23 protein-coding genes are annotated in these 25,238 nt (G+C 67.8%); 12 read left to right on the top strand and 11 right to left on the bottom strand.

The features are described from left to right. Nucleotides 1-5 precede the first annotated feature (5 nt). Genes MRBLMI12_RS01440 through MRBLMI12_RS01455 form a run of 4 tightly spaced genes read right to left on the bottom strand, consistent with a single transcriptional unit; the run spans nucleotide 6 to nucleotide 4,998 of the window. Complete coding sequence (locus MRBLMI12_RS01440) at nucleotides 6-860, bottom strand: ATP-binding cassette domain-containing protein (protein ID WP_363353268.1); 855 nt, start codon at nucleotides 858-860, stop codon at nucleotides 6-8. Beyond that, the gene (locus tag MRBLMI12_RS01445) at nucleotides 853-2,649 is read right to left on the bottom strand and encodes a dipeptide/oligopeptide/nickel ABC transporter permease/ATP-binding protein (RefSeq protein ID WP_363353270.1); all 1,797 of its coding nucleotides are present in this window, start codon (nucleotides 2,647-2,649) and stop codon (nucleotides 853-855) included. The genes MRBLMI12_RS01440 and MRBLMI12_RS01445 overlap by 8 nt, the downstream gene beginning before the upstream one ends. Continuing rightward, complete coding sequence (locus tag MRBLMI12_RS01450; RefSeq protein ID WP_363353272.1) at nucleotides 2,646-3,587, bottom strand: ABC transporter permease; 942 nt, start codon at nucleotides 3,585-3,587, stop codon at nucleotides 2,646-2,648. Before MRBLMI12_RS01450 ends, MRBLMI12_RS01445 begins: the two co-directional genes overlap by 4 nt. 19 nt (nucleotides 3,588-3,606) lie before the next feature. Beyond that, a complete protein-coding gene (locus MRBLMI12_RS01455; RefSeq protein WP_363353274.1) occupies nucleotides 3,607-4,998 on the bottom strand; it encodes an ABC transporter substrate-binding protein in 1,392 nt (463 codons plus the stop codon). Between the two features lie 446 nt (nucleotides 4,999-5,444). On the opposite strand from MRBLMI12_RS01455, the gene MRBLMI12_RS01460 reads away from it, so the two are divergent. Then, the gene (locus MRBLMI12_RS01460; protein ID WP_363353276.1) at nucleotides 5,445-6,485 is read left to right on the top strand and encodes a LacI family DNA-binding transcriptional regulator; all 1,041 of its coding nucleotides are present in this window, start codon (nucleotides 5,445-5,447) and stop codon (nucleotides 6,483-6,485) included. A gap of 53 nt (nucleotides 6,486-6,538) precedes the next feature. On the opposite strand, the gene MRBLMI12_RS01465 is transcribed toward MRBLMI12_RS01460, so the two are convergent. Together MRBLMI12_RS01465 and MRBLMI12_RS01470 are read right to left on the bottom strand one after the other, a co-directional pair. Beyond that, the gene (locus tag MRBLMI12_RS01465) at nucleotides 6,539-8,254 is read right to left on the bottom strand and encodes a PKD domain-containing protein (RefSeq protein ID WP_363353278.1); all 1,716 of its coding nucleotides are present in this window, start codon (nucleotides 8,252-8,254) and stop codon (nucleotides 6,539-6,541) included. 374 nt (nucleotides 8,255-8,628) lie between these two features. After that, the gene (locus tag MRBLMI12_RS01470; protein WP_363353280.1) at nucleotides 8,629-9,231 is read right to left on the bottom strand and encodes a DUF998 domain-containing protein; all 603 of its coding nucleotides are present in this window, start codon (nucleotides 9,229-9,231) and stop codon (nucleotides 8,629-8,631) included. A gap of 297 nt (nucleotides 9,232-9,528) precedes the next feature. Between MRBLMI12_RS01470 and MRBLMI12_RS01475 the strand changes: the two genes are divergently transcribed. From MRBLMI12_RS01475 to MRBLMI12_RS01495, 5 genes are all read left to right on the top strand, one after another. Continuing rightward, nucleotides 9,529-10,332, top strand: a complete 804-nt coding sequence (locus MRBLMI12_RS01475; protein ID WP_363353282.1) for an alpha/beta fold hydrolase — start codon at nucleotides 9,529-9,531, stop codon at nucleotides 10,330-10,332. Between the two features lie 193 nt (nucleotides 10,333-10,525). After that, nucleotides 10,526-10,903, top strand: a complete 378-nt coding sequence (locus tag MRBLMI12_RS01480; protein WP_363353284.1) for a YciI family protein — start codon at nucleotides 10,526-10,528, stop codon at nucleotides 10,901-10,903. A 211-nt stretch (nucleotides 10,904-11,114) separates the two neighbouring features. Then, on the top strand, nucleotides 11,115-11,720 hold the full coding sequence (locus MRBLMI12_RS01485; protein ID WP_363353286.1) for a hypothetical protein: 606 nt from the start codon (nucleotides 11,115-11,117) through the stop codon (nucleotides 11,718-11,720). A 79-nt stretch (nucleotides 11,721-11,799) separates the two neighbouring features. Further along, nucleotides 11,800-13,275, top strand: a complete 1,476-nt coding sequence (locus tag MRBLMI12_RS01490) for a DUF1254 domain-containing protein (protein WP_363353288.1) — start codon at nucleotides 11,800-11,802, stop codon at nucleotides 13,273-13,275. Between the two features lie 108 nt (nucleotides 13,276-13,383). Further along, nucleotides 13,384-15,621: a helix-turn-helix transcriptional regulator gene (locus MRBLMI12_RS01495; RefSeq protein ID WP_363353290.1), complete on the top strand. Its 2,238-nt coding sequence runs from the start codon at nucleotides 13,384-13,386 to the stop codon at nucleotides 15,619-15,621. Between the two features lie 19 nt (nucleotides 15,622-15,640). Here MRBLMI12_RS01495 and MRBLMI12_RS01500 read toward each other — a convergent pair whose 3' ends face one another. After that, a complete protein-coding gene (locus MRBLMI12_RS01500) occupies nucleotides 15,641-16,042 on the bottom strand; it encodes a hypothetical protein (RefSeq protein WP_363353292.1) in 402 nt (133 codons plus the stop codon). 154 nt (nucleotides 16,043-16,196) lie between these two features. On the opposite strand from MRBLMI12_RS01500, the gene MRBLMI12_RS01505 reads away from it, so the two are divergent. After that, on the top strand, nucleotides 16,197-16,655 hold the full coding sequence (locus MRBLMI12_RS01505; RefSeq protein WP_363353294.1) for a DUF6325 family protein: 459 nt from the start codon (nucleotides 16,197-16,199) through the stop codon (nucleotides 16,653-16,655). A 1-nt stretch (nucleotide 16,656) separates the two neighbouring features. Further along, on the top strand, nucleotides 16,657-16,860 hold the full coding sequence (locus tag MRBLMI12_RS01510) for a hypothetical protein (RefSeq protein ID WP_363353296.1): 204 nt from the start codon (nucleotides 16,657-16,659) through the stop codon (nucleotides 16,858-16,860). A 58-nt stretch (nucleotides 16,861-16,918) separates the two neighbouring features. Here the strand turns inward: MRBLMI12_RS01510 and adhP are convergent, their stop codons facing one another. After that, entirely contained in the window at nucleotides 16,919-17,980 is a 1,062-nt protein-coding gene (adhP, locus tag MRBLMI12_RS01515; protein WP_363353298.1) for an alcohol dehydrogenase AdhP, read from the bottom strand. 131 nt (nucleotides 17,981-18,111) lie between these two features. Continuing rightward, nucleotides 18,112-18,975 (bottom strand): GAP family protein, encoded by an 864-nt coding sequence (locus tag MRBLMI12_RS01520; protein ID WP_363353300.1) that lies wholly within the window; start codon nucleotides 18,973-18,975, stop codon nucleotides 18,112-18,114. 115 nt (nucleotides 18,976-19,090) lie between these two features. On the opposite strand from MRBLMI12_RS01520, the gene MRBLMI12_RS01525 reads away from it, so the two are divergent. Then, nucleotides 19,091-20,485, top strand: a complete 1,395-nt coding sequence (locus MRBLMI12_RS01525; protein ID WP_363353302.1) for a glutamate decarboxylase — start codon at nucleotides 19,091-19,093, stop codon at nucleotides 20,483-20,485. Nucleotides 20,486-20,640: 155 nt separating this feature from the next. Beyond that, complete coding sequence (locus MRBLMI12_RS01530) at nucleotides 20,641-21,093, top strand: pyridoxamine 5'-phosphate oxidase family protein (RefSeq protein WP_363353304.1); 453 nt, start codon at nucleotides 20,641-20,643, stop codon at nucleotides 21,091-21,093. A gap of 19 nt (nucleotides 21,094-21,112) precedes the next feature. On the opposite strand, the gene MRBLMI12_RS01535 is transcribed toward MRBLMI12_RS01530, so the two are convergent. Beyond that, complete coding sequence (locus MRBLMI12_RS01535) at nucleotides 21,113-21,652, bottom strand: pyridoxamine 5'-phosphate oxidase family protein (protein WP_363353306.1); 540 nt, start codon at nucleotides 21,650-21,652, stop codon at nucleotides 21,113-21,115. 182 nt (nucleotides 21,653-21,834) lie between these two features. Between MRBLMI12_RS01535 and MRBLMI12_RS01540 the strand changes: the two genes are divergently transcribed. Together MRBLMI12_RS01540 and MRBLMI12_RS01545 are read left to right on the top strand one after the other, a co-directional pair. Beyond that, a complete protein-coding gene (locus tag MRBLMI12_RS01540; protein ID WP_363353308.1) occupies nucleotides 21,835-23,562 on the top strand; it encodes a GAF domain-containing protein in 1,728 nt (575 codons plus the stop codon). Continuing rightward, a complete protein-coding gene (locus tag MRBLMI12_RS01545; protein WP_363353310.1) occupies nucleotides 23,559-24,194 on the top strand; it encodes a response regulator transcription factor in 636 nt (211 codons plus the stop codon). The genes MRBLMI12_RS01540 and MRBLMI12_RS01545 overlap by 4 nt, the downstream gene beginning before the upstream one ends. 39 nt (nucleotides 24,195-24,233) lie before the next feature. On the opposite strand, the gene MRBLMI12_RS01550 is transcribed toward MRBLMI12_RS01545, so the two are convergent. Continuing rightward, nucleotides 24,234-25,133 carry a universal stress protein gene (locus MRBLMI12_RS01550; RefSeq protein WP_363353312.1) on the bottom strand — a complete coding sequence of 300 codons (900 nt, stop codon included), beginning with the start codon at nucleotides 25,131-25,133 and terminating at the stop codon, nucleotides 24,234-24,236. Between the last annotated feature and the right edge of the window lie 105 nt (nucleotides 25,134-25,238).

Below are 25,238 nucleotides of genomic sequence, written 5' to 3' on the forward strand. Positions count from 1 at the left end.
CGTGATCAGGCGGAAGCGGCCGAGCTGCCGGCCGCATCGGAGGACAGCGCCGGGCCGAATAGCCGGAGGCGCTCATCGCGGCGCGCTCGTTGCCGCGGCGGGTCGGCGATGGGTGCCGACATCTGCAGCCGACGTGTGTACGGATGCTGAGGTTTGGTCGCGACCTGGTGTGCGTCCCCGATCTCCACGATGCGGCCGCCCTGCAGCACAGCGATGCGGTCGCTGATGGCATGGACGACGCCGAGGTCGTGACTGATGAACAGGTAGGCGACTCCCGTCTCCTTCTGCAGTTCATCGAGGAGCGCCAGCACCCGAGCCTGTGTCGTCACGTCGAGCGCGCTGGTGGGTTCATCGCACACGATCACGGATGGATCGAGCGCGAGCGCCCGTGCGATCGCGATGCGCTGACGTTGGCCGCCGGAGAACTCGCGCGGATACCGAGAACCGGCATCGGACGGAAGTCCGACGGCATCCAGCAGCTCACGAACCCGCGTACGGCCCTGGGCGACTCCGGCGGCGCGGAGCGGCTCGACGAGGATGGTCTCCACCGTCATCGAGGGATTCAGTGACGAGTAGGGGTCCTGGAAGATGACCTGGATGTCGCGGGCGACCTGGCGACGCCGCGCCCGGGAGATGTTGCTGATCTCCTGCCCGCGGAAGGAGATCGTGCCCTCCGTGACAGGGGCCAGGCCCAGGATCGCTCGGCCGATCGTCGTCTTCCCCGATCCGGACTCCCCGACGAGGCTCACCGTCTCTCCGGCATTGAGGGCCAGCGAGACGTCCTCGATCACCGTCTTCCCGCCGCGCCGGCCGCCGTAGCGGACGACCAGATTGTTGATCTCGAGCAGCGACTCACTCATCACCGGTCACCTCCATCAGCTCGACCTTGCGCGACGATTCCAGGAGGTCGCGTGTGTAGGGGTGTGCGGGGGCGGCGAAGAGCGTGTCGACGTCGTTGCTCTCGACGATCCGCCCATCCTTCATGACGCTCACCCGGTCGCAGATGTCTGCCACCACCCCGAGATTGTGCGTGACGATGATCATGGCGAGGCCCCGCTCCAGGCTCAGCTCGCGCAGCAGCTCGAGTACCTCCGCCTGCACGGTGACATCGAGCGCGGTGGTCGGTTCGTCCGCCACGATCAGTTCGGGAGACGAAGCCACGGCGCCGCAGATCAGCACGCGCTGCGCCATTCCACCCGAGATCTCGTGCGGATACAGCCGCATCACGCGGTCGGGGTCGTCGATGCCGACGCGTGTGAGCAGGTCCACGAGCGCCGTACGCGCGCGGGACTTGGAGACGCCCGTGGCCGCGCGCAGACCGTAGATGAGCTGCGCGCCGATCGTGAAGGACGGGTCGAGATTCGACATGGGCTCTTGCGGCACATAGGCGATCTGCCGTCCTCGGGCTTTTCGGATGCGAGCTTTGTCGGCGAGCAGATCCTTGCCCTGGAAGAAGACGCTGCCGCCGAGGACGACCGCTTCGCGTGGCAGGATGCCGACCACCGAGAACGCGATCTGGGACTTGCCGGAGCCGGACTCGCCGACCAGTCCGTGGATCTCGCCGCGCCTGACATCCAGATCGACTCCATGAACTACCGCACCCACGTCGTCCGCAGAGACGGGGTATCCGACCCGGAGTCCGCGCACCGCGAGGACGACATCCTGAGGCGGTGTCAGGTCGTTCACGCCAGCCACGCGCTCGTCCTGTGCGACGCGCGCCAGGGAACGACGCCGCGACGGCTTGAGCGAGGCGCTGCGGTTGGAGGCTTGCAGCGTGTCACGCAGCGCGTTGCCCAGGAGTACGAACGCGAGGATCGTCACACTGATGATTACGGCAGGGAAGAAGATGTTCGCCGGCACCAGGTAGATGTTCTCGAATGCCTCCTGAAGGACGCGGCCCCAGGACGGCTCGTTGGGGCTGCCGAGGCCGATGAAGTCGACTCCCGCGAGCAGGGCGACGGCCGTGGCGAGAACGAACGAGCTCTGCACGATGACCGGCGCGCGCACGGCCGAGAGGACGTGGCGTCCGACGATGCGTAAGTCGGAGAGCCCGACGACCTTGGCCGCATCCACGTAGAGCTCCGACCGCACGCTGATCACAACGGATCGCACCAGTCGGTAGAAGCTGGGGGTGACGATGACGCCGAACGCCGTCATTGCCGCGGGGATGTTCGGGCCGGTGAGCGAGTAGAGCGAGATGATCACCGCGATCCCGGGAAGCGACATGATCAAGTCCGAGATGAAGTTGGCGACCGCTTCCGTCTTGCCCCGGTAAAAACCGGCGACGAGCCCTGACGTGAGGCCGAGGACGAGCGAGACGCCCAGCACGAGCACGCAGGCGAGAAGCGTCGCCTGGGTGCCCCACATCAGCCGCGACAGGATGTCCCGGCCGGACTGGTCCGTACCGAAGAGATGTCCCTCGGTGAAGGGTGGCACGTTCGCCGCAGCCAGATCGGTGGCATTGGGTGGGTATGGTGCGAGCCACGGAACCGTCACTGCCACGAAGACGAGGATCGCCAGGACCACGTAGCCGAACACCGCGAACGGGTTCTTGAGCAGCGAACGGAACGTGTTGCGCCGAACGCCTTTGCGTGCGAGCACCGCCGTGCCGTCGGCGGCCGGGTCGATTTCGTGCTGGTCGACGGTCATCGGATCCTCGACTTCGGGTTGAGAACGCCGATGAGCAGGTCGGCGAGGAAGTTGATGACGAGGACGAGGATCATTGTGAAGACCACCGTGCCCATCACCATGGGGACGTCGCCGGCCTGAGCTGACGACACGATGAGCTGGCCGATGCCGGGGAGGGCGAAGACCTGCTCGATGAACAGCGCAGCGCCGAGAAGTCCGAGCGTTGTGAGGCTGAGGACCACGAGGCCGGGCCCGGCGGCATTGCGAAGGACGTGGCGGAACAGAAGCGGTCCTTCCTTGATGCCCCGCGATCGCAGCGTGCGCACGTAGTCCTGCGACAGCGCGTCGAGAACGGACCCACGGAACTGCTGCGCCGACGAGGCGATCGTGCCGACGAGGAGCGCGGTGACCGGCAGGGTGAGCGACCACAGCCACCCTTGGACACCGTCGGCTATCGGTATGTACCCGGTCGCTGGATAGAGCGGAATCGCGATGGCGAATGCGAACACGAGCCCGATCGCGAGGATGAACCCGGGAACAGCAGCACCCAGCACGGAGAGGAACTGCACGACCCGATCCACCCAGCCCCCATAGAGAGCGGCAGTAACGCCGAGCACCACGCTGAGGATGGCTGTCAAGGTCATCGTGATGACGATGAGCGACAGTGTGACCGGGATGCGCGTCGACAGGGCATCCGTCACCGATTGCCCGGTGAGGAAGGACGCCCCCAGGTCGCCCTGAACTACCCCGGACAGGTAGTCGAGGTACTGGACGATGAGGGGACGCGTGAGCCCCAGCTCTTCCGCCTTGGCCGCAACCTGCTCATCGGAGGCGCTGAGCCCGAGAACCGAGCGAGCGATTCCGATGCCGTCGGTGAACGTGACCGTGAAGGTGATGAAACCGACGATGACGAACAGCCCGGCGGCGCGGACGAGGTTGATGGCGATGTAGCGAAGCATTGCTGGGGCTCACCGTCTCCTAGTTCTTCTGGAAGTCCCGCAGCAGCGGGTGCAGGGCGGAGAAGTCAGACATCGTCGGGATGCTGACATCCGGGCTGTACAGGTAGAACCCGTCCGGGTATGCCATCGGCACGAACCAGGCCTGGTCGATGACGTACTGGTTGATCTCCTGCTGCGCTGCGACGCGCTCTTCGTCCGAGCCCGTCAGGATGGTCTGCCAGAGCCCGTCAATGGTCTCGTCCGGCTGATGCGACACGTTCCAGATGCCGTCGGGCAGGATGTAGTCCTTGATGTCCTGCAGCGACTCGCCGTAGTTGCCGAGCTGCCACAGTGGCACCGGGTACGTCCCGCTCAGCAGCTCCGTGATCGCGTCGGGACCGGTCAGGTTGACCTGCTCGACCGTGATGTTGAGCTGCGCGAGCTGCTCCGTCACGTATGGGAACAGCAGGTCGTGGTTCTGCCCTTCGAAGAACGGGATCTGAAGAGTGAATCCGTCGGCGTACCCTGCCTCCGCCATGAGCGCCTTTGCGGCCTCGACGTCGTAGGGGTAGGGGTCCTCGGTGATGTCCTCGAGGTAGGCGCTGCTGCCCGGCCGGAAGATCTGATAAGCCGGATCGGCGTACCCGCGGTAGAGGTCGTTCGCGACGGCGTCGCGGTCGAAGACCATGTTCATCGCCTGGCGCACCCGGACGTCCCCGAGAGCAGGGATGCTCTCCCCCAGGTGATCGGTGATGAGGAGGCGGGTGGTCGTGCCGCGAAGCGTGACCGCCTCGAGCCCTGACTTCTCTGCCTCGTCGATGGTCGCCGCGCTGCCCAGGATGCCGTCGATCTGGCCGGTCTTCAACGCGTTCAGGCCGGCGGTGGCATCTGTGAACACCTTCAGTACGAGCGTCTCGTACGGGTAGGTGTCGCTGTCGAAGTAGTCCGGGTTCTTGGTCAGCGTGTACGACGATCCCTGCGTGCTCTTGCTGGGCTCGTAGATGTACGGACCACTGCCGACCACGGTGGTGTCCTGCTCATCACCGGCGTAGTACTCGGCGGACGAGACCTGCGCTTCGCACAGGATCAGGTCGAGCGTCGGCGTCGGCTGTGGCCAGGTGATCGTCATGTTGTAGTCGTCGACGACGTCGAAGGTGAGGTCCGCGAAACGGGCGTTGTTCTCACCTGCGAATTCGTAGGCCGCCTGGACGTCCTCGGTCGTGAGGTCGCTGCCATCCGAGAAGGTGATGTCGTCGCGGAGCGTGATGGTGGCGGCACTCTTGTCCGCGTTGTACTCCCACTCCTCGGCGATCTGAGCGGACGGCTTGCCGAACTCGTCGCAAATCAGCAGGGTGTCCCACGCGGCGTCCGCGAACCAGCCCTGATAGGTGGGCTGGATACCGACGCTGAGGCCGGGGATATCGGAGGTCATGCCGAGGGTGAGCGTTTCGCCCTTCCCACCAGTGGCGGAACCGCCACCGCCTCCGGGGGCGCAGGCTGTGAGCGCGAGTGCCGCAACCAGCGCGGGAACTGCGACGGCTACGGCTGCGCGTCGACGTGTGGATCGCATTGCAACTCCTTTGTTGAATCTCTTGGCCCGGGCGGTGCTGCCCGTCTGACGGAAGACCATGACGTTCGGATCGTCCGCCAGCGACGTTAGGCGCGGCCCTGGAGCGCAGCAATCGCATCGCCGATTATTGCGCAACGCGGTGGACGGTAGATTTCACACCCCGCGCTACCGACTCCGAGCCTTCCGGTCCGGCAGTCGGTCGTGCAAGCCGCTCGCCGACCGGCATCCGGGCGTCGCTGCCTTGCGTCCGCCGAGGTCGCATGCGTTACGATCGGCCGCGACATGCAGTTGCGCAAAATAGGGGAATCGTGGACGACAAGCGAGGCCAGGCGGTCACTCTCCGGGACGTGGCGGAAGCCGCCGGCGTGTCAGTCGCCACCGCGTCTCGCGCCCTGACGGGACGCGGCGACCTCTCCCGGCGCACGCGGGAGCGGGTCGCTGTTGCCGCCCGCGAGTTGGGATACGACCGAGCCGACGCGACGCGCGGTCGCCCGACGACTCTCGATCCGCGCCTCATCGAATTCGTGCTGGGCAGCTTCGACGACGCGTGGACGAATGCGATGACGACGGGCGCGCGTGAAGCAGCCTTCCGGCTCGGATTCGATCTCGTACTCACCCTGGAACGCGCCGACCCGACGGACGACTGGCCAACACGGGTCGCAACACGCCGGCCATCCGGAGTGATCATCGGGATCATCCGGCCCACAACGCGCCAGCTGGACGAATTGCGGGGTCTGCGGATTCCCATCGTTCTTCTCGAGCCTCGATCTGATCCCGAGGGTGCCCTCGCGAGTGTGGGGACGACCGATTGGCAAGGCGGCTATGACGCTGGAGCGCACCTGGCCGGTGCGGGCTACGACCGCTACGTCATCGTCACGGGTGAACCGAGGTACCGATTCGGGCGAGCTCGAGAGGAAGGGTTCCGGCAGGCGATCGCGGACGCCACCGGAAAGGAAGTGACCCGAATCAATTCAGAGTGGACAGACGCACCCCTCACCGAGGGGATGCTGCGCGCGATCGCTGAGGATCGACGGTCGGTAGGCGTGTTCGCCTGCAACGACGAAATGGCCTTCGCTGTCTATCGAGCAGCGGCACAGCTCGGCCGAAGCATCCCGGACGACATCGGTGTCGTGGGCTTCAACGACGAACCCCGTGCCGCGCATGCCCATCCCCCGCTGACCTCTGTACGCCAGCCACTACGGGAGATGGCGGCGCGAGCGGTCGAACTCGTCGCCGAGCTGCGCCGACATGAGGATGATTCCTTCGAGCGGATCGAGCTCCCGAGCGAACTCATCGTGCGCAGATCCACGAGGGTTGTTCTGGGGAAGGACAATCCCGCGGAACGGTGAAGCGGCTCGGGCGCGGATGGATGCCCTGGCGTCGGGCATCCATCCGCGGACCTCTACTGAGTGACGAGCACGCGCACGCGGTCGATGTTCTGCAACAGCGCGTACTTCGCGCCAACGTTGCCGTCGCGCTCCGCCGTGACCCGGACGCTCACGAAGTAGGTACCGGGTTGGGTGAACGTGTGGGTGGTCGCGAGTGCCACGATCTGCCGCGGCGTCCGCACGATGCCGGGGACATAGGTGCCGTCGCCTTCGAAATCCCAATCGGCGGCGACGATCTTGCCGCCGCCGAGCGGGGCGCGTGCGGCTGCGACGAGACTCACCGGCTTGCCGACCTTCGCCTTGATGATCCCGTCGCCGAGCGACACGAAGTCGACGGTGGGCTGGATCCCGCCGCGAACGACCGCGAGCGGCGACACTTCGATCTGCGAGTCCTTGATGGAATAGCGTGTCGATGCGGGTGCCGGCACGCCGTCCTCGGCCCAGCGGGCGACGTCGCGCAGAGCCTGCTCGACTTCGCCGTACCAGTCCACGAGTGTGGCTGCTCGAGTGCCGGTCGGTGCAGCATCCTGGTGGTCGGCGTGGTCGGTGAAGTAGACCCGGTAGTTCCCAGATGCGGCAGACCCCAGGGCCGCCTCGACGCGCTTGCGATACCAGTCCGTGTGCAGCGGCAGGGCGTCGCTGTCATACAGGTTGGACACCACGATGACCTTGCCGTTGATCGTCCCGTCGAAGGCAGCGTTGCCTGAGACGGCGCCGGAGAATCCGGGCTCCCCGACCGCACGCTGCGGGTACAGCGGTGTGCCGTCGGGCTTGCGGAACTGATCGAGCGCGATCCAGCCGGTGTTCGCAGCGGGGAGCTGGTAGCGGTACGCGAAGCGCTTGGCGATGTTCCAGCGGTGCCCGACGGTGTCACCCATCTCGGCCAATTCAGCCCGGACGCGCTCTCCAAACGGGCTGTTCTCGGCGCCGAGGTACCCGGACAAGTTCCAGAAGTCGTCGACGTACGTGGGGTCGTAGGCGAGCGGGCTATCAGAGGCGAGTCCGGCGCCGTAGTACTGCGGGTCTCGGCCGAGCAGGTAGTCGGGGTTCTCCCACGCCTTCCACGGAATGCCGAGCTTGTGCAGCTCAGTGAGCATCGCGCTCTCCGCCGCGTCCAGCGTCGCGTACGGATTGCCGCTGCCCCCGGGCAGGAGCGCGTCGCGGATCGCAGCGGCCTTGTCGCCGAGTATCAGCTCTGCCGCCGAGCGTCCGTTGAAGTTGTAGCTGGTCGGTGTCGGCACCGCCTGCACCATCGGAACGAATCCCTGCCACACCCCGTCAGTGTTCTCCGCAGCGCCCACGGTCTGGAACGACCCGCCGCTCGGGCCGTAGAGGTAGCCGAAGATCTCGCGGTCGCTGCCGTAGTAGGCGGCCGCAACGGTCTCTGCGAACTTCGCTGCCGCGGCCGCGTGTCGATAGCCGAGAGAAACGGAACCGTTCCCGGCCTGCACAGCGTAGCCGCCACTCGCCAGAGCGAACCCAATGGCGCGATCGCTCGCACGAGCCGTGCTCTGGTCTGCCGCAAACGTCGTCGGGTACGTGTACTGGAAGAACCGTCCGTCCCACTGAGCCTTGTCCGCATCTGCGTGGAGGTAGATCGTGAACTGGATGTTGGTTCCCTCGAAGTGGCCGGACACCCGGTGGTGCGGCACTGGCACGGTCTCGTCGGTCTCGGCGTCGATGACTGGATATGCGTAGGTCTGGTCGATGCAGTCGGCGGTTACCTGCATGGGCGCACTCGGCGCCGGCTGAACGCACGGCGCTGGTTCGGCGGCGGCCGGCACCGCGGGCAGTAGCACTGCGGTCAGCGCGATCGCGGCACCGAGCCCCAACGGCGCACGGCGAGCAAGAGATGGTCTGGGCACGGTGGCTCCTCCAGCGTCTTCGATGGCTGCCTTCACGACCGTCGTGGCGGCAGAGCTCGCACCTCCATCACCTCTGAGGGATGCGAACAGCGACCGACGCTAAGCCGGGCAGCACGACGGACACAACAGAGCACGCGACTATTGCGCAAGGTGGGGACTGCTGCACGAGCAGGTGACAGGTTGACCTGCCCCACCTAACCGTGCAGCAGTCCCGTCGGCCTTCCCGACGGCGCTCAGCATCACACGACGGACAGAACGCCGATAGCGGCGAGCACCACCCATGCCAGGTAGGCGAGGAGGCAGAACCTGTCCGGCCATCCGATTCGGATCTCAGGCGAACCGCCCTGCCTGTGCGCGGGGGCAGCGGCACTGAGGAACCACACCAGACCGGCCAACGGAACAACGGACGCGATCGCCAGCATCCATCCGAGCTCGGTCACCACCCCAACGCCCGCGAACAGTGCGGCAGGGGGAAAGCCGGCGAGGAGGATGATGCCCAGTACCGTGTGCGCCCTGCCCACGGGCGTGGCCTGAGCACGCGGAGTCATGATCGGATCGGCGTCGATGAACGCTGCACCGAGCGCGCCCAGTGCGACAGCGGCAAGGCCGATGGTCCACGCGCCGCCGAACGGCCACAAGGCGACGCACGTCGCGGCAGGGCTGATCGCCATCGTGACGAAGGCGAGGCGCATGACCCACCCGTATCGCCCGACGGAGTACTCGCTGATCATCCGCCAGGACGGGTCGTACTCGGGCTCGAGGACATGAAGCACCGCGATCAGCCCCACCGTGATCCCGCCGGCGACGAGCGCCGTCACGGCGGCGATGACAGCGACACTCACTATTCGACGGCCATACCTGCAGCGACCACGGGCACCCTCCCTGCGCGGCACTCTATCCCGGCAGGTGTCTCGCGGTCCCCGGCTAGGCCCGCTTGGACCTCCGCGTCATTCTGGGATGACGACGGACTGTGTACCGAGGGCGACCCCGCGCTTCCGGCGGGTTCGGAACGTCAGGTGGCCGTGAGGTCGGCGATCTGGTCGCGCGCGAGACCGGAGTGCCATTTCCTCGCTGGCTCGTTCTCCGTGACGCAAGCAACATCGTGGACGAGCTGACAGATGACGGCGTACTGTCGCCGTATGCCGGAGGTCGTGGTCGGCGGGGTGCACATCGCTTATCAGCGCCGCGGTCGCGGGGCACCGCTCGTCATATTCCACGGGGCGTTCGAGGACTCGCGGATGTGGGACGAGGAACTCAAGCGGCTCAGCCTACAACTTGACGTGATTGCGTGGGATGCACCGGGGTGCGGAGCATCTGGAGATATCCCCACCACGTGGCATGCCGGGGACTGGGCAGACGCCGCTTCCGGGTTCATTACGGCTCTGGGACTGACAACGCCCGCAGTCGCGGGCTTCTCTCTCGGGTCGGTGATCGCGCTGCTTCTCGCACGCGACCATCCCACCTCTGTGGGCCGGCTCGTGCTCGTCGGCGCCTACGCGGGGTGGGGCGGGTCCCTCGCCCCCGACGCGCTTGCGGAGCGCATCGCGGCGGTGCGATTCACAATGGAGCACCCCGCCGCGGAGTGGGCAGACGAGTTTCTCGATTCCGTCCTCGCGCCCGACGCGGGCCCGGAGCATCGCGCCCACGCTCGCAGCCTCCTCGAGGACTGGCGGCCCGCCACCACTGCGGCACTGCTTCCCGTGATGACGCAAGACCTGCGGCCGGGTCTGGCGAAGATCCGAACGCCGACGGTCATCGTGCGCGGCACTGCCGACGCCCGCAGTCCTCGGAGTGCCTCATTGGAGTTGTGTGACCTCCTTCCCGAAGCCCGACTCGTGGAGGTCGCCGGAGCCGGGCACGACTGCACCGGTCCTGAGCTCGATGCGGTGCTGGTGAGGGCGTCGCAGGAGGCGCATGCAACGGCGGACCCGCCCGACGGCTGACCACGGGCCGAGCAGACAGAGTCAGCGCGCGCCGAGCGCGGATACATCTCGACGGCGCCGTCGCGCGAACGGCAGCAGCATCCCTCGCCGAAAGGGCACCGTCGATTTCGGAGCCGATGTCGATCTCGAGCCCGCCCGTTCGACGCACGAAGTGAAGGCGGCGCTGAAGGCGCCCACGACGAAAGGATCCAGCATGACGCAGTACTTCCTGACCGTGCCCCACGACTCGGCGAGCGAGCCGACGATGGAGTCGATGCAGGAGTTCGATCCTGCTGAGCTCGCCGCCGTCATGGTGGCGGTCGACGGCTTCAACACCGCACTGAAAGACGCGGGCGCGCTCTTGTTCGCCGGCGGACTCAACCCGCCATCCACTGCGAAGACCGTCGACGTGAGCTCAGGCGAGCCGCGGGTACTCGACGAGCCGTTCGTCGTGGCGCCGTCGTATGTCGGCGGGTTCTGGGTGATCGACGCAGCCGACGACGCCACCGCCGTCGAATGGGCGACGAAGGCCGCGACCGCCTTGCAGTCCCGCATCGAGGTGCGAGCACTTCAGGAGGCACCCGACGCGTAGAGCCCGGTCGGCAGCCCTGACACGTCGCGGTCCGCCACCTCCGAACCGGAGGCGGCGGACCCTTCGCGTTCGGCGAGCACAGCCCTCGACCGGCTTGTGAGTGCGCTGGATGGTTGAGAATACTGGGGCGATGCTCCCCCACTTCTCCGATGGCGCCACGGCGGACGAGGCGCGGGCAATACTCCTCGCTGCCGGCTGGAACGAGGTCGGCGTGGGCGACTGGGCGTGGGTGCACGCCTCGCCCGACGACAGTGTGGTTGCACGAGTGACCCCCTTCGACCCGGCCTTCCACCTCTTCGCGGAGGCCTGCCTGGAAGGGTGGACGAACCCGTTCCTCGTCCGCGTGGACGAACTGGTTCCGCTTCGCCACAAGGGGTACGTCGTGGTCATGGAGCGGCTTCACGCGGCGGACGAAGATCGCGCGCAACGACTCGCGGCGGCTCTGACCATCGATCAGGAGGGCCCATCGGCGCAGCCGGCGACTTCGGACGCCGGGCTTGCTGCCGACTCGGACGTCATTGCTCTCCGGACTCGCGTCGAGGAGCTCGTCGCCGAGGGCGACCGTCGCTTTCGTCTCTGGGGAGGTGCAGACATCCGACCCGCGAACATCCTGCAGACCCTCGACGGTCAGCTTCGCGTCACCGATCCTGTCTTCGTCCGGGGCCTGGACATCTTCGAAGCCATCCGCGACGGCCACGCCGACCGGCTCGGGGACTTCTCGCGCACTGACCTCCACGATTTTCTGTCCATTCCGGTGTTTCCTCCCGGCCCGGAAACGGACGCCCTCCGTCACAAAGTCGATGCCCTCCTGAGCTAGCCGCGTTCCGCAATCGAGCTGCCACGCGTCACGCGAAAAGGGTGATGGCCTTTCGCATTCGTCCTGCCACACTCGCGGCATGACGACTCACGAGGGGGATTTGGCGAGCATGACGATCGAGGCAACAACAGGACTGGGCCTGACGGCGAAAGAACTCGCGGAGGAATTGGCGCACGTCTCCACGCCCGACGTGCTTTCGACGCCCTTCGGAGAATTCGAGTTCTTCGACGGGGTTCCGAAACCCCAATCGGTGCAATCGATCTTCGACGGACTCGACCTCGTCCGCGGCATCACCGCATTCCTGAACACCGTTCCCGGCGCATCGCTGGTCGCGATGCGGCGCGGACTGCGCGCGGCCGGGGTCGACTCCCCCGGCAAGATCGGCTACACCGATCCGCGGTGCACCTCGACGCCCATCTTCCTCACCCCGAACACGGAGACCACCTACGGCGTGACGTTCCTCGACCTGAAGGCGTGGGGGCCGACCGTCATCGAAGCGCCGCCGCAGTCGCTGTGCGTCGTCGACGACTTCTGGTTCCGCTACGTCGCCGACATGGGGATCGCCGGCCCCGACCGGGGTGCAGGCGGCAAATTCCTCTTCCTGCCCCCGGGCTACGACGGCGAGCGACCTGACGGCTACTACACGTATGAGTCGCCGACGTTCACGAACTTCGTCGTGATCCGGGCCCTCGGTGGGGTGCCGGCCATCAAGAAGTCCCGCATCTACCGGCTCAGCGACGCCGCGGCTGCGCCCGAGAACACGTTCGTGAACATCGGCGAGCAGGCCATCAACACCGTCCACGCCAACGACTTCTCGTTCTTCGAAGAGGTCGCCCAGCTCGTCGCGGAAGAGCCGGCCACGGCACTCGACCCGGAGCGCGCGGGCACTCTGCGCGCGCTCGGCATCGTGCATGGCACGCCCTTCGCACCCGACGAGCACCTTCGCGGCATCCTCGACAACGCGGCTCAGATCGGCGCGGCGATGGCGCGGGCAACCGCGTACGCCGCCCGAAACCCGGAGTCGTTCCGCTGGGAGGGATCGTCGTGGAAGAACGGCTTCGTCGGCGGCAGCTATGAGTTCCTGAACGACGGCGCCCGCAACCTCGACGCGCGCACTCTGTTCCACTACGTGGCCACGGTGATCACCCCGGCTATGGCGCACGCGCAGGTCGGCGCGGGCTCGGCCTACATCTACACCGCGGAAGACGCCGACGGCGCACTGCTCGATGGCGCCGCGACCTACAGCCTGACGATCCCCGCGAACGCTCCGGCCAAGAACTTCTGGGCGATCGACGCGTATGACACCCAGACCCGGTCGCTGCTGCAGTCCACCGCCTACCCCGCCGTGTCGAGCCTGGCGGAGGACATCCAGGCGGAGGATGACGGATCCCACGTGCTCTGGTTCGGACCTACCGCGCCGGCCGGCAAGGAGTCCAACTGGATCCGCACCCTGCCTGGCAAATCATGGTGGCCCATCCTGCGGCTCTACGGCCCGCTCGAGCCGTGGTTCGACATGACATGGCGCTTGCCCGAGATCACCCGCGTGCAGGGCTGAGGCGGTCGCCGCTCCCACCTGACCCGTCCCGCTCGCGGCACGACGCTCGGCCGTCACATATCGCGAGCGGGACGGCTGCCCACCACACGCCCTGGCTAGGATGCACCCGTGTCCGAATCGAGCCATGAGGCCGCGTCATCCGTGCGAAGCCTCAGCAGCCATCTGCTGTCGACGAAGACATCGATCAGACCGCGACGCGCGGGCGCGGTCAGCCGGCGCGACGTGATCGACCGCGCGCGCGAGAGCGGCGCGAGCGTCGTCGCCGTCACCGCACCGGCCGGCTACGGCAAGTCGACGATGCTCGCGGAATGGGCGGCCGTCGAGAGCCGGCCCGTGGCCTGGGCGACCGTCGACGAGTTCGACGACGACCCGGTGGCGCTGCTCACGCTGCTCGCCACGGCGGGCGGCCAGATCTCCCCGCGAGCGCGCGAGGTCTCGGAGGCGATGGGCGCCATGGGCGTAGGGGTTCTCGGTCGGTCCGCGCCGATGCTGGCGGAGGCGCTCGCCCAGGCGCCGGCACCGTTCGTGCTGTTCGTCGACGACGTGCATGCCGCGTCATCCGACGCGTGCCATGATGCGCTCGAACTCGTGCTGACCGGCATCCCGGCGGGATCGCAGATCGTGCTCGCGAGCCGGCGCGAGCAGCCGTACCTGGCGCGGCTTCGCGCAGACGGCGCGATGTTCGAGCTCGGCTCCGACGACCTCCGCATCGATGAGGAGGGCGCTCGTCGCATCTTCAAGGGCGCGAGCGTCACCGTGTCCGACGAGGCGCTGGCTGTCGCCGTCGATCGCTGTGAGGGATGGGCGACCGGCCTCTACCTCTGTGCGCTGGCGACACGGGCCGGCTCGGATGTCGTGGCGATCACCGGCGGCGAGCGCTTCGTGGCGGACTACCTGTACGGCGAGGGTCTCGCCGGCCTCTCCGACGCGCTGCGGGACTTCCTCCGGCGTACCGCGGTGCTCGACCAGATGTCGGGCCCGCTGTGCGATGCGATGCTGCAGACAGATGACTCGCACGCTCTCCTGCGCGATCTCGAGGCCCGGGGGGTCTTCCTCGTCGCGCTCGACGGCGAGCGCCGCTGGTTCCGCTATCACGCGCTGTTCCGCGAGTTCCTGCTGACGGAGCTGTCTCGGGTCGAGGCGTCCCGCATCGTCGGGCTGCATCTCCGCGCGGCGGAGTGGTTCGAACAGGCGGGACTGCCCGAGCGTGCGATCGAGCACCTGCTGGCCGCCGGTGAACGCACGCACGCCGGCGTGCTGGTCGCCCAGCTGGCGATGCCGGCCTACCAGAGCGGTCGCATCGCCGTGCTCGACCGATGGCTCGCCGCGCTCGGGCCGGCGACGATCGAAGCCTCGTCGGGCCTGATGGGCATCGCCGCGTGGACGGCCCTCCTTGCCGGTCAGTCCCCCGCCGCCGAGGAGCGCGCTGCCACGCTCGAACGCGCGCGGCTGGATTTCGCTACCGCGGACGAGGCGCTCGCGTTCGAGTCGTCGCGCGCGATGATCCGGATCGCGATGTGTCTCAGCGGTCCCTCTCGGCTTCTCACGGATGCCGAGCTCGCCGTGGCCAGTGAGCCCCTGTGGAGCCCGTGGCGGGCGCCGGCGCTGTACCTGCTCGGAACCGCGCTCGTACTCGTCGGCGACACGCCCGGCGCAGAGGGCGCGTTCACGGCATCCGTCGAGCGGGCCGCGCAGGCGGGCAACACCGCCGCCCTCCTGCTCAGCGAATCGGAGCTGGCGGTGATCGCCCTGGACGGCGGGACGATCGAGGATGCCGCCCACCATGCCCGCGCCGCGATGAGCGTGGTCGACGACAACCACCTCGACGGCTATCCGACCGCGACCCTCGCCCTGGCGGTCAGTGCACGTGTCGCGCTGCGGCAGGGCGATGCCGCGGCATCCCATCGCCTGCTCGCCCGCGCGATGCGGGCGCGCATCCACTGCAACCATGTGATGCCGTTCGTCGCCGTACGTGCCCGGCTGCAGCTGGCCAAGGTGTTCGCAGGGCTGGGCGATGCTGCTGCAGCGCGCCAGCTGCTCAAGGAGGCCGACGACCTGCTGCAGCGCTGCCCGCAGGTCGCGGCACTCGGCGCCGAGGTGACGGAGTTCCGGCAGTCCCTGGGCGACGGCTCCGGCACCGTGCTGGGACTCCCGCTCACACCCGCGGAGATGCGGCTCCTCCCCTACCTGCAGACGCACCTCATGATCGCCGAGATCGGCCAGCGCCTGTTCATCTCGCGGAACACGGCCAGCACCGAGGTGAAGTCGATCTACCGCAAGCTCGGCGCGACCACGCGTTCGGCGGCCGTGGAGCGCGCGATCGAGCTGGGGCTGCTGGGCGGCTGATCCGGCCACGGGTGCCCGCTCAGTAGAGGTCCAACTCGACGCCCAGTGCCGAGGCGACCTTCGATGACGCCTTGACGATGCACGCGCGCCCGACGAGCGGCATGACGCTGTCCAGCACTCCGACGACCTCCGACGCCTGCGCGCCGGCCGCGATGGCCTCATCGACTTCGCGGTGGATGGATGCCTCGGCCGCCGACACGGCGATGAGCGCACCGAGCCGCACGAGCGCCCGGGTCTTCGCGTCCACCAGGGAGTCACCGGTCGCGGCGCGATCCTCCGGACCGGGGGCATCGATGCTCAGTCGCCGGAGGTGCTCCGCGTAGTCCATATCGACCCTCTCGGTCGCGTCCTTCGTGCCGCCGCCGTGGAGCGGCGGGGCATCCGTGTCCAGTGAAGCAACGGGCGGTCGGCTCGGCGTCACACGATCCGTGTGATCTCTGGCGGATGCCGTAAGGCGCCGTCGCCGCCCCGGTCACCGCCGTCGCGCGATCGCGCCTGCCGAAGATCACTCACCGTGGGTGAGTCGGTCGGCCGCGGCATCCGTCACCGTGGAGATCCCAGAGGAAGGACATCCCATGACCGACCGCACCCTCGATGAACTCGGCCCCGTCGACTTCATCGTCGTCGAGTTCCCACCCGGACACGCCAGCTTCACCGGCGAGATGGCGGCGGAGCTGCTCGCCCTCGTCGATGCCGGAACCATCCGCGTCATCGACATCCTCGTGCTCACGAAGGACGCCGACGGCTCCATCGAAGCGCTGGAGCTGTCGGAGCTCGACGATCTCGGTCCACTGGTGCGCCTCGAGGCGGAACTCGCCGAACTCCTCGCCGCGGACGACGTCGCGCATCTCGCGGCCGCCATGGACCCGGGCACGGTCGCCGGCGTACTCGTCTACGAGAACCTGTGGAGCGCGGGCTTCGCGTCGGCTGCGCGGCGCGCGGGCGGCCAGCTCATCGCCAACGGCCGCATCCCGATCCAGTCCATCATCGCCTCGATCGAGGCCGACGAGACCGCCATCCCGATAGGAGCCTGACATGCTCGGACGAAGAGTAGGACGCGTAGGAGTCATCGGGGCTCCCGTGGCCAAGGCCGCTGTCATCGGCGCGGCCGTCACACCTGGGCCCTCGCCGGTCGCGAAGGCCGCGGTCGTCGGGGCGGCCGTCACTCCCGGCCGCTCGCCCGTCGCCACGGCGGCTGTCGTGGGCGCCGTCGCGACGCCCCGGCGACGCCGGATCTGAAACAACCCGGGCGCCTCGTAGCGAGGCGCCCGGGCTCACCTCGTGCTGAGCGTCGCCGTCATCGCTCCGCGATGTGAGCGTGAGCGGCGCCGGCAGCGACATCCGCCGTGTCGTAGGTGAAGACGAGCCGCGCCGGAACGGTGCCGGCAAGGACTTCGTCGACGGACGCGTTGACCTCGTCGAGCTCGCGTGTCTGCGTGATCACGCGTGTGCGGCCGGCCGCGTGGAGGTCGAACACCTCGACGAGGTCCTGTCGCGTTCCCACGATGGAGCCGATCACGCTGATGCCCTTGAGCACCGTGTCGAAGATCGGAATCGTCAACGTGCCGTCGGCCGGCAGCGACACCAGCACCAATCGGCCGCCGCGGTTGAGGGCGTCGAACGCCTGCCGGAAGACGGTCGGTGCAACCGCGAGCATCACGGCGGCGTCTGCTCCGCCGAGGTCACGGATCGCCTGCACCGGATCGGTGGTCTTCGCATTCACGACGTGGTCGGCGCCCAGTTCGGACGCGAGCGCGAGCTTCTCCTCGGTGACATCGACCGCGATCACCTTCGCGCCGACGAGGCGCGCGTACTGCACGGCGAGATGACCGAGGCCGCCGACACCGAAGACCGCGACGGTCTCTCCCGGAATGATCCGGGCGTTCTTGATCGCCGCATACGTCGTGACGCCCGCGCACGTCAGCGGAGCGGCATCCAGTGGAGTGACGGCATCGGGAACCGGAACCGCGAAGCGCGCATCGGCCAGCATGTACTCGGCATAGCCGCCGTCCACGCCGTAGCCGTTGTTGTACTGCTGCTCGCAGAGGTTCTCGCGACCGTCGATGCAGTAGCGGCACTCGCCGCACGCGTGACCGAGCCACGGCATCGCCACGCGCTGTCCGAGCGTTCGACCGGTGACGCCGTCACCGAGCTGCTCGATGATGCCCACGCCCTCGTGCCCCGGCACGAGCGGCAGCGGCGGCTTGACCGGCCAGTCTCCATGCATCGCATGGATGTCGGTGTGGCAGAGCCCGCAGGCCTCGAGCCGCACCAGGACCTGTCCGTGCCCTGGCTCGGGAATCGGCCGCTCCTCGATCTGCGCGGCTGCTCCGAACTCTCGGACGACTGCTGCCCTCATGACTGTCTCCTCCATCGAATCGGTACGTCCTCCAGTCTTCGCCGCCGCATCGGACGCTGCCGGGACGTAAGTCCCGCAGGCTCGCCGGGCGCGAGAGGCGACAAGCACCACGATGCGTGGCCGACGACGAGCTACAGCCGGGAGATGCCCATGCCGACGATGAGAAGGCCGATCACCACGAGGATCGCGCTGGTCAGCAGCCCGCCATTGGTCTCCATCCACTGATGCGCCGCAACCAGGCGCGGCTGCATCCGGGTCGGTGAGGCGGCCGTCACGATGATCGGAAACGCCACGGTGGACGCCGCAACCACGGTGTAGATGATCACCGGGATGATCGCGACACGGACGGAGCCTGCGTCGGCATAAAGGGTCAGGCCGGCGGCCAGGGCGAGCACGACGCCCTTGGGACGGAGATTGAGGATGAAGCCCAGCCCCAGCGCCGACCAGGCGCCCATCTGCGCCTCGGCGCGCATCCACTTCGGAGTCGTCGCCGCCACCCCGCTGCGGCGCCGACGGAACCACGAGAGCACGCCGAGCAGCATCGCCGCGACTCCCAGCACGATCTCCACGATGGCGACGGCGGTGTCGGGCTGCCGGTCGGTGCGCGAGGTGGGGAGCACGCTCGCGAACAGCGCCGCAATGGAGACCGTCAGCACGATGCCGACGACCCAGCCGATGAGAAACGGCACCGCCGAGCGGGACCGGTTCGGAGACAGCAGGATGAGGATCGTCGTCACGATGGGGACGGAGCTGATGGCGACCGCGGTCGCGATGATCAGCAGGTGACCGATAGTCGACACGACCGCCCTTCCCAGCCCTGGTCCGTGAGACAGGCCCCTCACCGAAGTGAAGCACAGATGGACAATGAAATGCCGCCTGGGAATTGTCATCACCCGTTCGTGGTGAAGTGTCACGACTATCCGAGAGCATTTCTCATCGCCCTGAATTGCCTCGCGCAGTTTCATTGACAGCGGATCGAAGCCGGGAGTAGGCATGGTCCGTACCGTCGTCGACGAACCTCGCCAAGAGTCCGCCGCCGACTGAATCGGACCCTGGGGGGTCCACGACGGCAGGGGAACCTGAAGATGGCTAACGGCGGAGAGCACGAAGATGCTGCATAAGAAGGATGACGTCCGCGACGAGCTGCTCGATGAGGTCTTCGCCTCAGGAGACCTCTCGGTGTCGCTGCCGAAGTACCGCATGCCCGAGAAGGAGCACCTCGCACGCCACGCGTACCAGGTCGTCGTCGACGAACTGATGCTCGACGGGAACTCGCGTCAGAACCTCGCGACGTTCTGTCAGACCTGGCTCGAGCCCGAGATCCGGTCGATCATGGCCGACACCCTCGACAAGAACATGGTCGACAAGGACGAGTATCCGCAGACGGCCGAGATCGAGGCGCGCTGCGTGCACATCCTCGCCGACCTCTGGAACTCGCCCGAGGCGCAGAACACGCTCGGCACGTCGACCACCGGCTCGAGCGAGGCTGCGATGCTCGGCGGCATGGCGCTGCTGTGGAACTGGCGTGCCCGGCAGCGCGAAGCGGGCAAGCCCACCGACAAGCCGAACCTCATCTGCGGTCCGGTGCAGGTCTGCTGGCACAAGTTCGCCCGGTACTGGGATGTCGAACTGCGTGAGATCCCGATGGAGGGCGACCGCTTCATCATGAACGCCGACGAGGTGATCAAGCGGGTCGACGAGAACACCATCGGCGTCGTCCCGACACTCGGGGTCACGTTCACCGGCCAGTACGAGCCCGTGCACGACGTGAGCGACGCACTCGACAAGCTGCAGGCCGACACCGGGCTCGACATCCCGATCCACGTCGACGGCGCGAGCGGCGGCTTCATCGCCCCGTTCACCGTGCCCGAGCTGGTGTGGGACTTCCGCCTGCCGCGCGTGAAGTCCATCAACACGTCGGGACACAAGTTCGGCCTGGCTCCGCTCGGAGTGGGATGGATCGTGTGGCGGGATGCCGCGGAGCTGCCCGAGGACCTGATCTTCAACGTCAACTACCTCGGTGGCAACATGCCGACGTTCGCCCTGAACTTCTCGCGTCCCGGCGGTCAGATCGTCGCGCAGTACTACAACTTCCTGCGGCTCGGACGCGAGGGGTACCGCAAGGTGCACGAGTCGTGCCACGACACGTCGATGTACCTCGCGGAGGAGATCCGCAAGCTCGGCCACTTCGACATCATCAACAACGGCGGCGCCGAGTCCGGCATCCCGGCGGTGTCGTGGAAGCTCAAGGAGGGCGTCGATCATCCGTTCACGCTATTCGACCTCGCCGACCGGCTGCGCACGCGCGGCTGGCAGGTGCCCGCGTACACCATGCCGGCCGATCGACAGGACCTTCCCGTGCAGCGGATCCTGGTGCGGCAGGGCTTCGGGCGTGATGAGGCGTCGCTTCTCATGGCCGACTACCGTGCGGCGATCGAGCACTTCGACAAGCACCCGATCGTGAACTCGATGACCGAAGAGGAAGCCGGCAGCTTCCACCACTGACGGACGTCTTGCCTGGCGGACGCCCGAGCGCGTCCGCCAGGCGACCACCCCGACTCCACGATCCGCGGGACCTTGGGCCCCCTCGTCCGCGGCGGCATGGGATTCGCTGAGGCTGGGGCCGCGATGCGGCGATCAGACCGTGTGGAGGTGACGTCATGGGCCGGACGAGCGACGACGCGATTTCGACGCTGACCGAAGAGGAGTGCTGGGATCTCCTGGCACGGCACGAACTGGGCCGGCTCGCCGTGGCGGTGAACAGCGAGCCCGACATCTTCCCCATCAACTACGTGGTCGACGGGCCCCGCGTGCTTTTTCGCACTGCTCCCGGCTCGAAGCTCGCCGAGCTCTCGGCCAACCCTCGCGTCGCGTTCGAAGTCGACGAGCACGACGACACCTTCGGCGCCAGCGTCGTGCTGAAGGGCGTGGCCACGCGACTCGAGCTGCAGCGTGAGATCGACCTCGCCGATGCTCTCCCCCTCACCCCCTGGACACCTACGCTCAAGTACCGCTGGGTGCGGATCACGCCGGTCTCGATCACAGGTCGACGTTTCGATCGCGGACCCGAGCCGGACCGCTACGCCGCGTCAGCGGGCGACGCCTGGACCTGACGCTGGAGAGCGGCTGAGATCACCGAGGGAAGCTTCGACCGCTCACGGACTCCGGCACGAGCCGGATGAAGTCGTCCTTCTCCGTCGGACTGTTGGAGGCGAGCTCGAGAACACCGCTCGCCTCGATGTCGGCATCCGTGTCCATCCGGTGGGCGTCGGCATGAACGACCACACTCCAATGGGCACTCGCCGTCTCGCCGTCGATCTCGAAGGCGACCGAGGGATGCTTCGCGATGCTTCTGAGCTTCGATCCGGGCGCGGACCTGATGAAGACACTGCCGTCATGGACGAGGTAGTTCACGGGGAAGACGTCCGGACGTCCGTCACGGCCTTCGATCGCGAGCCTGCCGATCTGCGTCGTCTCCAGCAGTCGCCAGCAGTGCGCGGCCTCAAGATGCTCCACCTTCTCCGCACCGCTCGCCAGCTCCTCCGGCCGGCTGGCGAGGTACGGATTGGGGACACCGGAGCCGGGCCCCTCCGGGCCGTCCGCGGGCGGCTGGACATGGCGCGCATGCCCGGGCGCACGGGGATCGATGACCGGGGGCTCATTGCCGACCATAGTGTCGGTCCTTCCTGATTCTGTCTCCAGTGAATCGCGGCCCACGCGCTCCCACAGGGTCGAAGGTCCCGGGCACGCGTATGGTCCCGTCGACGCAGATCCTCCTGGTCGCGCGCACGGGCACTGGCGGCCCGGCGCGCCCGGCTCTACGTTTGCCGTAACGGCAGTGGAGGAGGACCACAGTGGCCGAGCCCGGCTCGCTGTCATTTCCCGACGGACCCCGCGCTGAGCTCGAAGACGCGATCAGCGCCTTGGTCGCGCAGAGCGCGAAGGTGATGAGGACGCAGGGCCGCCTGCGGGCACTGCTGCGCGCCAATCAGGCCGTCGTCGAGCAGAGCGACCTCACGCTCGTGCTCCGCAGCATCGTCGAAGCCGCCGTCGAGCTGGTCGATGCGCGGTACGGAGCGATGGGCGTCATCAGTCCCGAGCGCGACGCGCTGGAGCAGTTCATCTATGTCGGCCTGTCGGAAGAGGATGCCGCGGCGATCGGGCATCTGCCTGAGGGGCGCGGCCTTCTCGGTGCGCTGATCACCGACTCCCGGCCGATTCTCCTGGCGGAGATGGAGGGCGATCCCCGCGCAGCAGGCTTTCCGCCCCATCATCCCCCGATGCACTCGTTCCTCGGTGTGGCCGTCCGCGTCGGCGATGAGGTCTTCGGAAATCTCTATCTGACGAATCACCGCGACGGCGGCTTCAGCGAAGAGGATGAACAGCTGCTGGAAGCACTGGCAGCGACGGCGGGATTCGCGATCGGGAACGCGCGGCTCCTCGCAGAAGCGAAGGTACGTGCGCACTGGATGACGGCTGCGGCCGAGCTGTCCGCCGCCATCCTGTCGACCTCGACCACGACCGCTCTGGATCTCCTCGTGACACGGGTGCGCGAGGTCTCCGGGGCCGAGCAGGTCACCATCCTCCTGCCGAGCGAGGACGATGGCCGGTTCCGTGTGGCCGCGACGAACGGCGAGGCGGAAGCCGTCCTGCGTGCCACGGAGATCGACCCCAGCACGGTGTTCGCCGGCCGGGTGCTCGACGACCCTCGGCCGCACACGCAGCCGCGGCGGCCCATCGACGCAGACGACCCCCTTCTCATCGTCCGGGAGGGAGTGAGCGGTCCGGTGATGGCGATCCCGCTGCAGAACGGGCCGCTGTTCTGGGGAGTGATGTGCATCTCTCGCGGTCCCGACGACAGCCGGTTCTCGCCGGCGGAGACCGAGGGTGCCGTGGATCTCAGTTCGCGAGCGAGCATCGCGCTCGAGCTCGCACGCGCCGGAGAGGAGGCCCAGCGCGCGCTCCTCGCCGACGATCGACGCCGGATCGCGCGCGACCTGCACGACCACGTCATCCAGCAGCTCTTCGGTGCCGGACTCGGACTGCAGGCCCTCGCCAGCAGCGTGGGTCCAGGCCCTGCGGCGGACGGAATCAGCGAGACGATCGACCAGCTCGACGACGCGATCGCCCAGATCAGAACCGTCATCTTCGCGCTCTCGCACCGCGACGACACATCCGTTCGCCATCGCGTCCTCGACGTGGTCGGCGAGGTCTCGAGCGGGGCGCGCCGGCCGCCCGCGATCCGATTCAACGGTCCCGTCGACCTCCTCGTCCGCGACGAGCTCGCAACCGACGTCGTCGCCGTCGCCCGCGAGCTCCTCTGCAACGCGATCCGCCATGCTCAGGCGGACCATGTCTCGCTCGACGTCACGGCGTCCGATGACCGGGTGGCCGTCGTCGTCGAAGACGACGGTGGAGGTATCCCCGCGGACGCCGCACTCAGCGGACTGGACAACCTCCGCCAGCGCGCAGAGCAGCGGCGGGGCGCCTTCGTCGTGGAGTCCTCGCCCGTGGGTACGACGGTTCGCTGGATCGCCCCGACCGGGTCGGCATCCGGCACCAGCCTGAAGGAGAGCGGATGATCACCGTCTTTCTCGTCGACGATCACGAGATCGTCCGCCGCGGACTGGCGGGGCTCGTCGGCGCGCAGCCCGACATGGAAGTGATCGGCGAAGCCGGCACGGCGCGTCAGTCCCTGGGCAGGATCGAAGCGACCCAGCCCGACGTGGCGGTGCTCGATGTGCGGCTGCCCGACGGCAGCGGCATCGACGTCTGCCGGGACGTGCGCTCGCGTCTGCCGTCGGTGGCGTGCTTGATCCTCACTGCCTACGACGACGACACCGCCGTCTCGGCCGCGGTGCTGGCGGGTGCAGCCGGCTACGTACTGAAGAACATCGGCGGATCCGGCCTGGTGGATGCCATTCGCGCCGTGGCCGGCGGGCGCACTCTGCTCGACCCGGACGCCGTCACGCGTGCGAAGGCCGGCATGCATGATCGAGCGGACGAGGATCCGCGTCTGGGCTCACTGGGGCTGCGGGAGCGGCAGACGCTCAAGCTGATCGCCGACGGTCTGACGAACCGGCAGATCGGCGAACGGCTCGGCATCGCGGAGAAGACGGTGAAGAACTACGTCTCGTCGATGCTGAGCAAGCTCGGTCTGGAGCGCCGGACCCAGGCCGCGATCTTCCAGCTCGAGCACCCCGATCCGGATTAGCCCCGTCCTGCGCCTCCTGTGCCGGACACCGCGATGAGCTTAGAGCGCCTGTTGCAATCCTGAGCCCGGACCGTCCGCCGAGGCGGCAGACGGCGTGAGATCCCGCTCGATCCTCCCCGCCCGCACCGGCGGCACGACGCACACCGGGCAGTCCGCCCTCCACAGCACCTCCTGCGCGACCGAGCCGAGCAGCGTTCCGGCCAGCACTCCCCTGCGATGCGTTCCGATGAGCAGCAGAGACGATCTCGAGGCGAATCGGAGAAGGCCCGCAGATCGGCTGTCGCGGATCAGCTCCTTCGTGACCGAGAGGGTGGGGCGCCGGCGCGCCACCTCTCGGGCGGTGTCGTCGAGTATCCGACGGTGTCCATCGATCACCACCGCCGGGTCCACCGTGAGCGCGGTGCCGTAGTCGAAGGTGGGGCTGGGCATCAGCCACGAATGCACCAGGCGCAGCCCCGTCCCTGTCGTGCTCGCTTCCCCGATGCCGAAGTCCAGTGCAGCGTCCGAGGAATCGTCGTCCGCGATGCCCACCGTCACGGGATCATCGCCCTCGGTCCACCCGGCAGGAACGATGCACACCGGCGTCTGGACACGCAGGCTCAGACGCAGCGGTGTCCAGCCGTTCGCGGCGGCTCGTATCGGGTGCCCGGTGTGGATCCCGATCACGACGAGGTCCGCTCCTTGCGCGGCCTCCGCGAGCGACGCGGTCACCTCCCCGTCGAGGCGATGCAGTTCGACCTCGAGGCCGGGAATGCGCTCCCGCAGGGCGGCCTCCGCCTCCGCGAGGCGCTCGACGCCCGGAGTGCGGTCCTTCGTCGAAGGCGAGGCCACCAGGACGACATCGACCTTGGTCATCCCGCGAGCCGAACGCGCCGCCGTCCAGTTGAGCGCCGAGACCGCCGCGGGGCTGCCGTCATAGCCGAGGACGATGCGTTCCATGGGAGTCTCCCTTCCCCGGTGCCGGAGTGGCTCCTCTCTTGAACGTAGCCAGGCCGATCTCGCGGGGCCGGGACGTAGGTCCCGCCGTGCGGACGCCCGCCGCCG

Source organism: Microbacterium sp. LMI12-1-1.1 (assembly GCF_040676455.1).
Classification (GTDB): domain Bacteria; phylum Actinomycetota; class Actinomycetes; order Actinomycetales; family Microbacteriaceae; genus Microbacterium.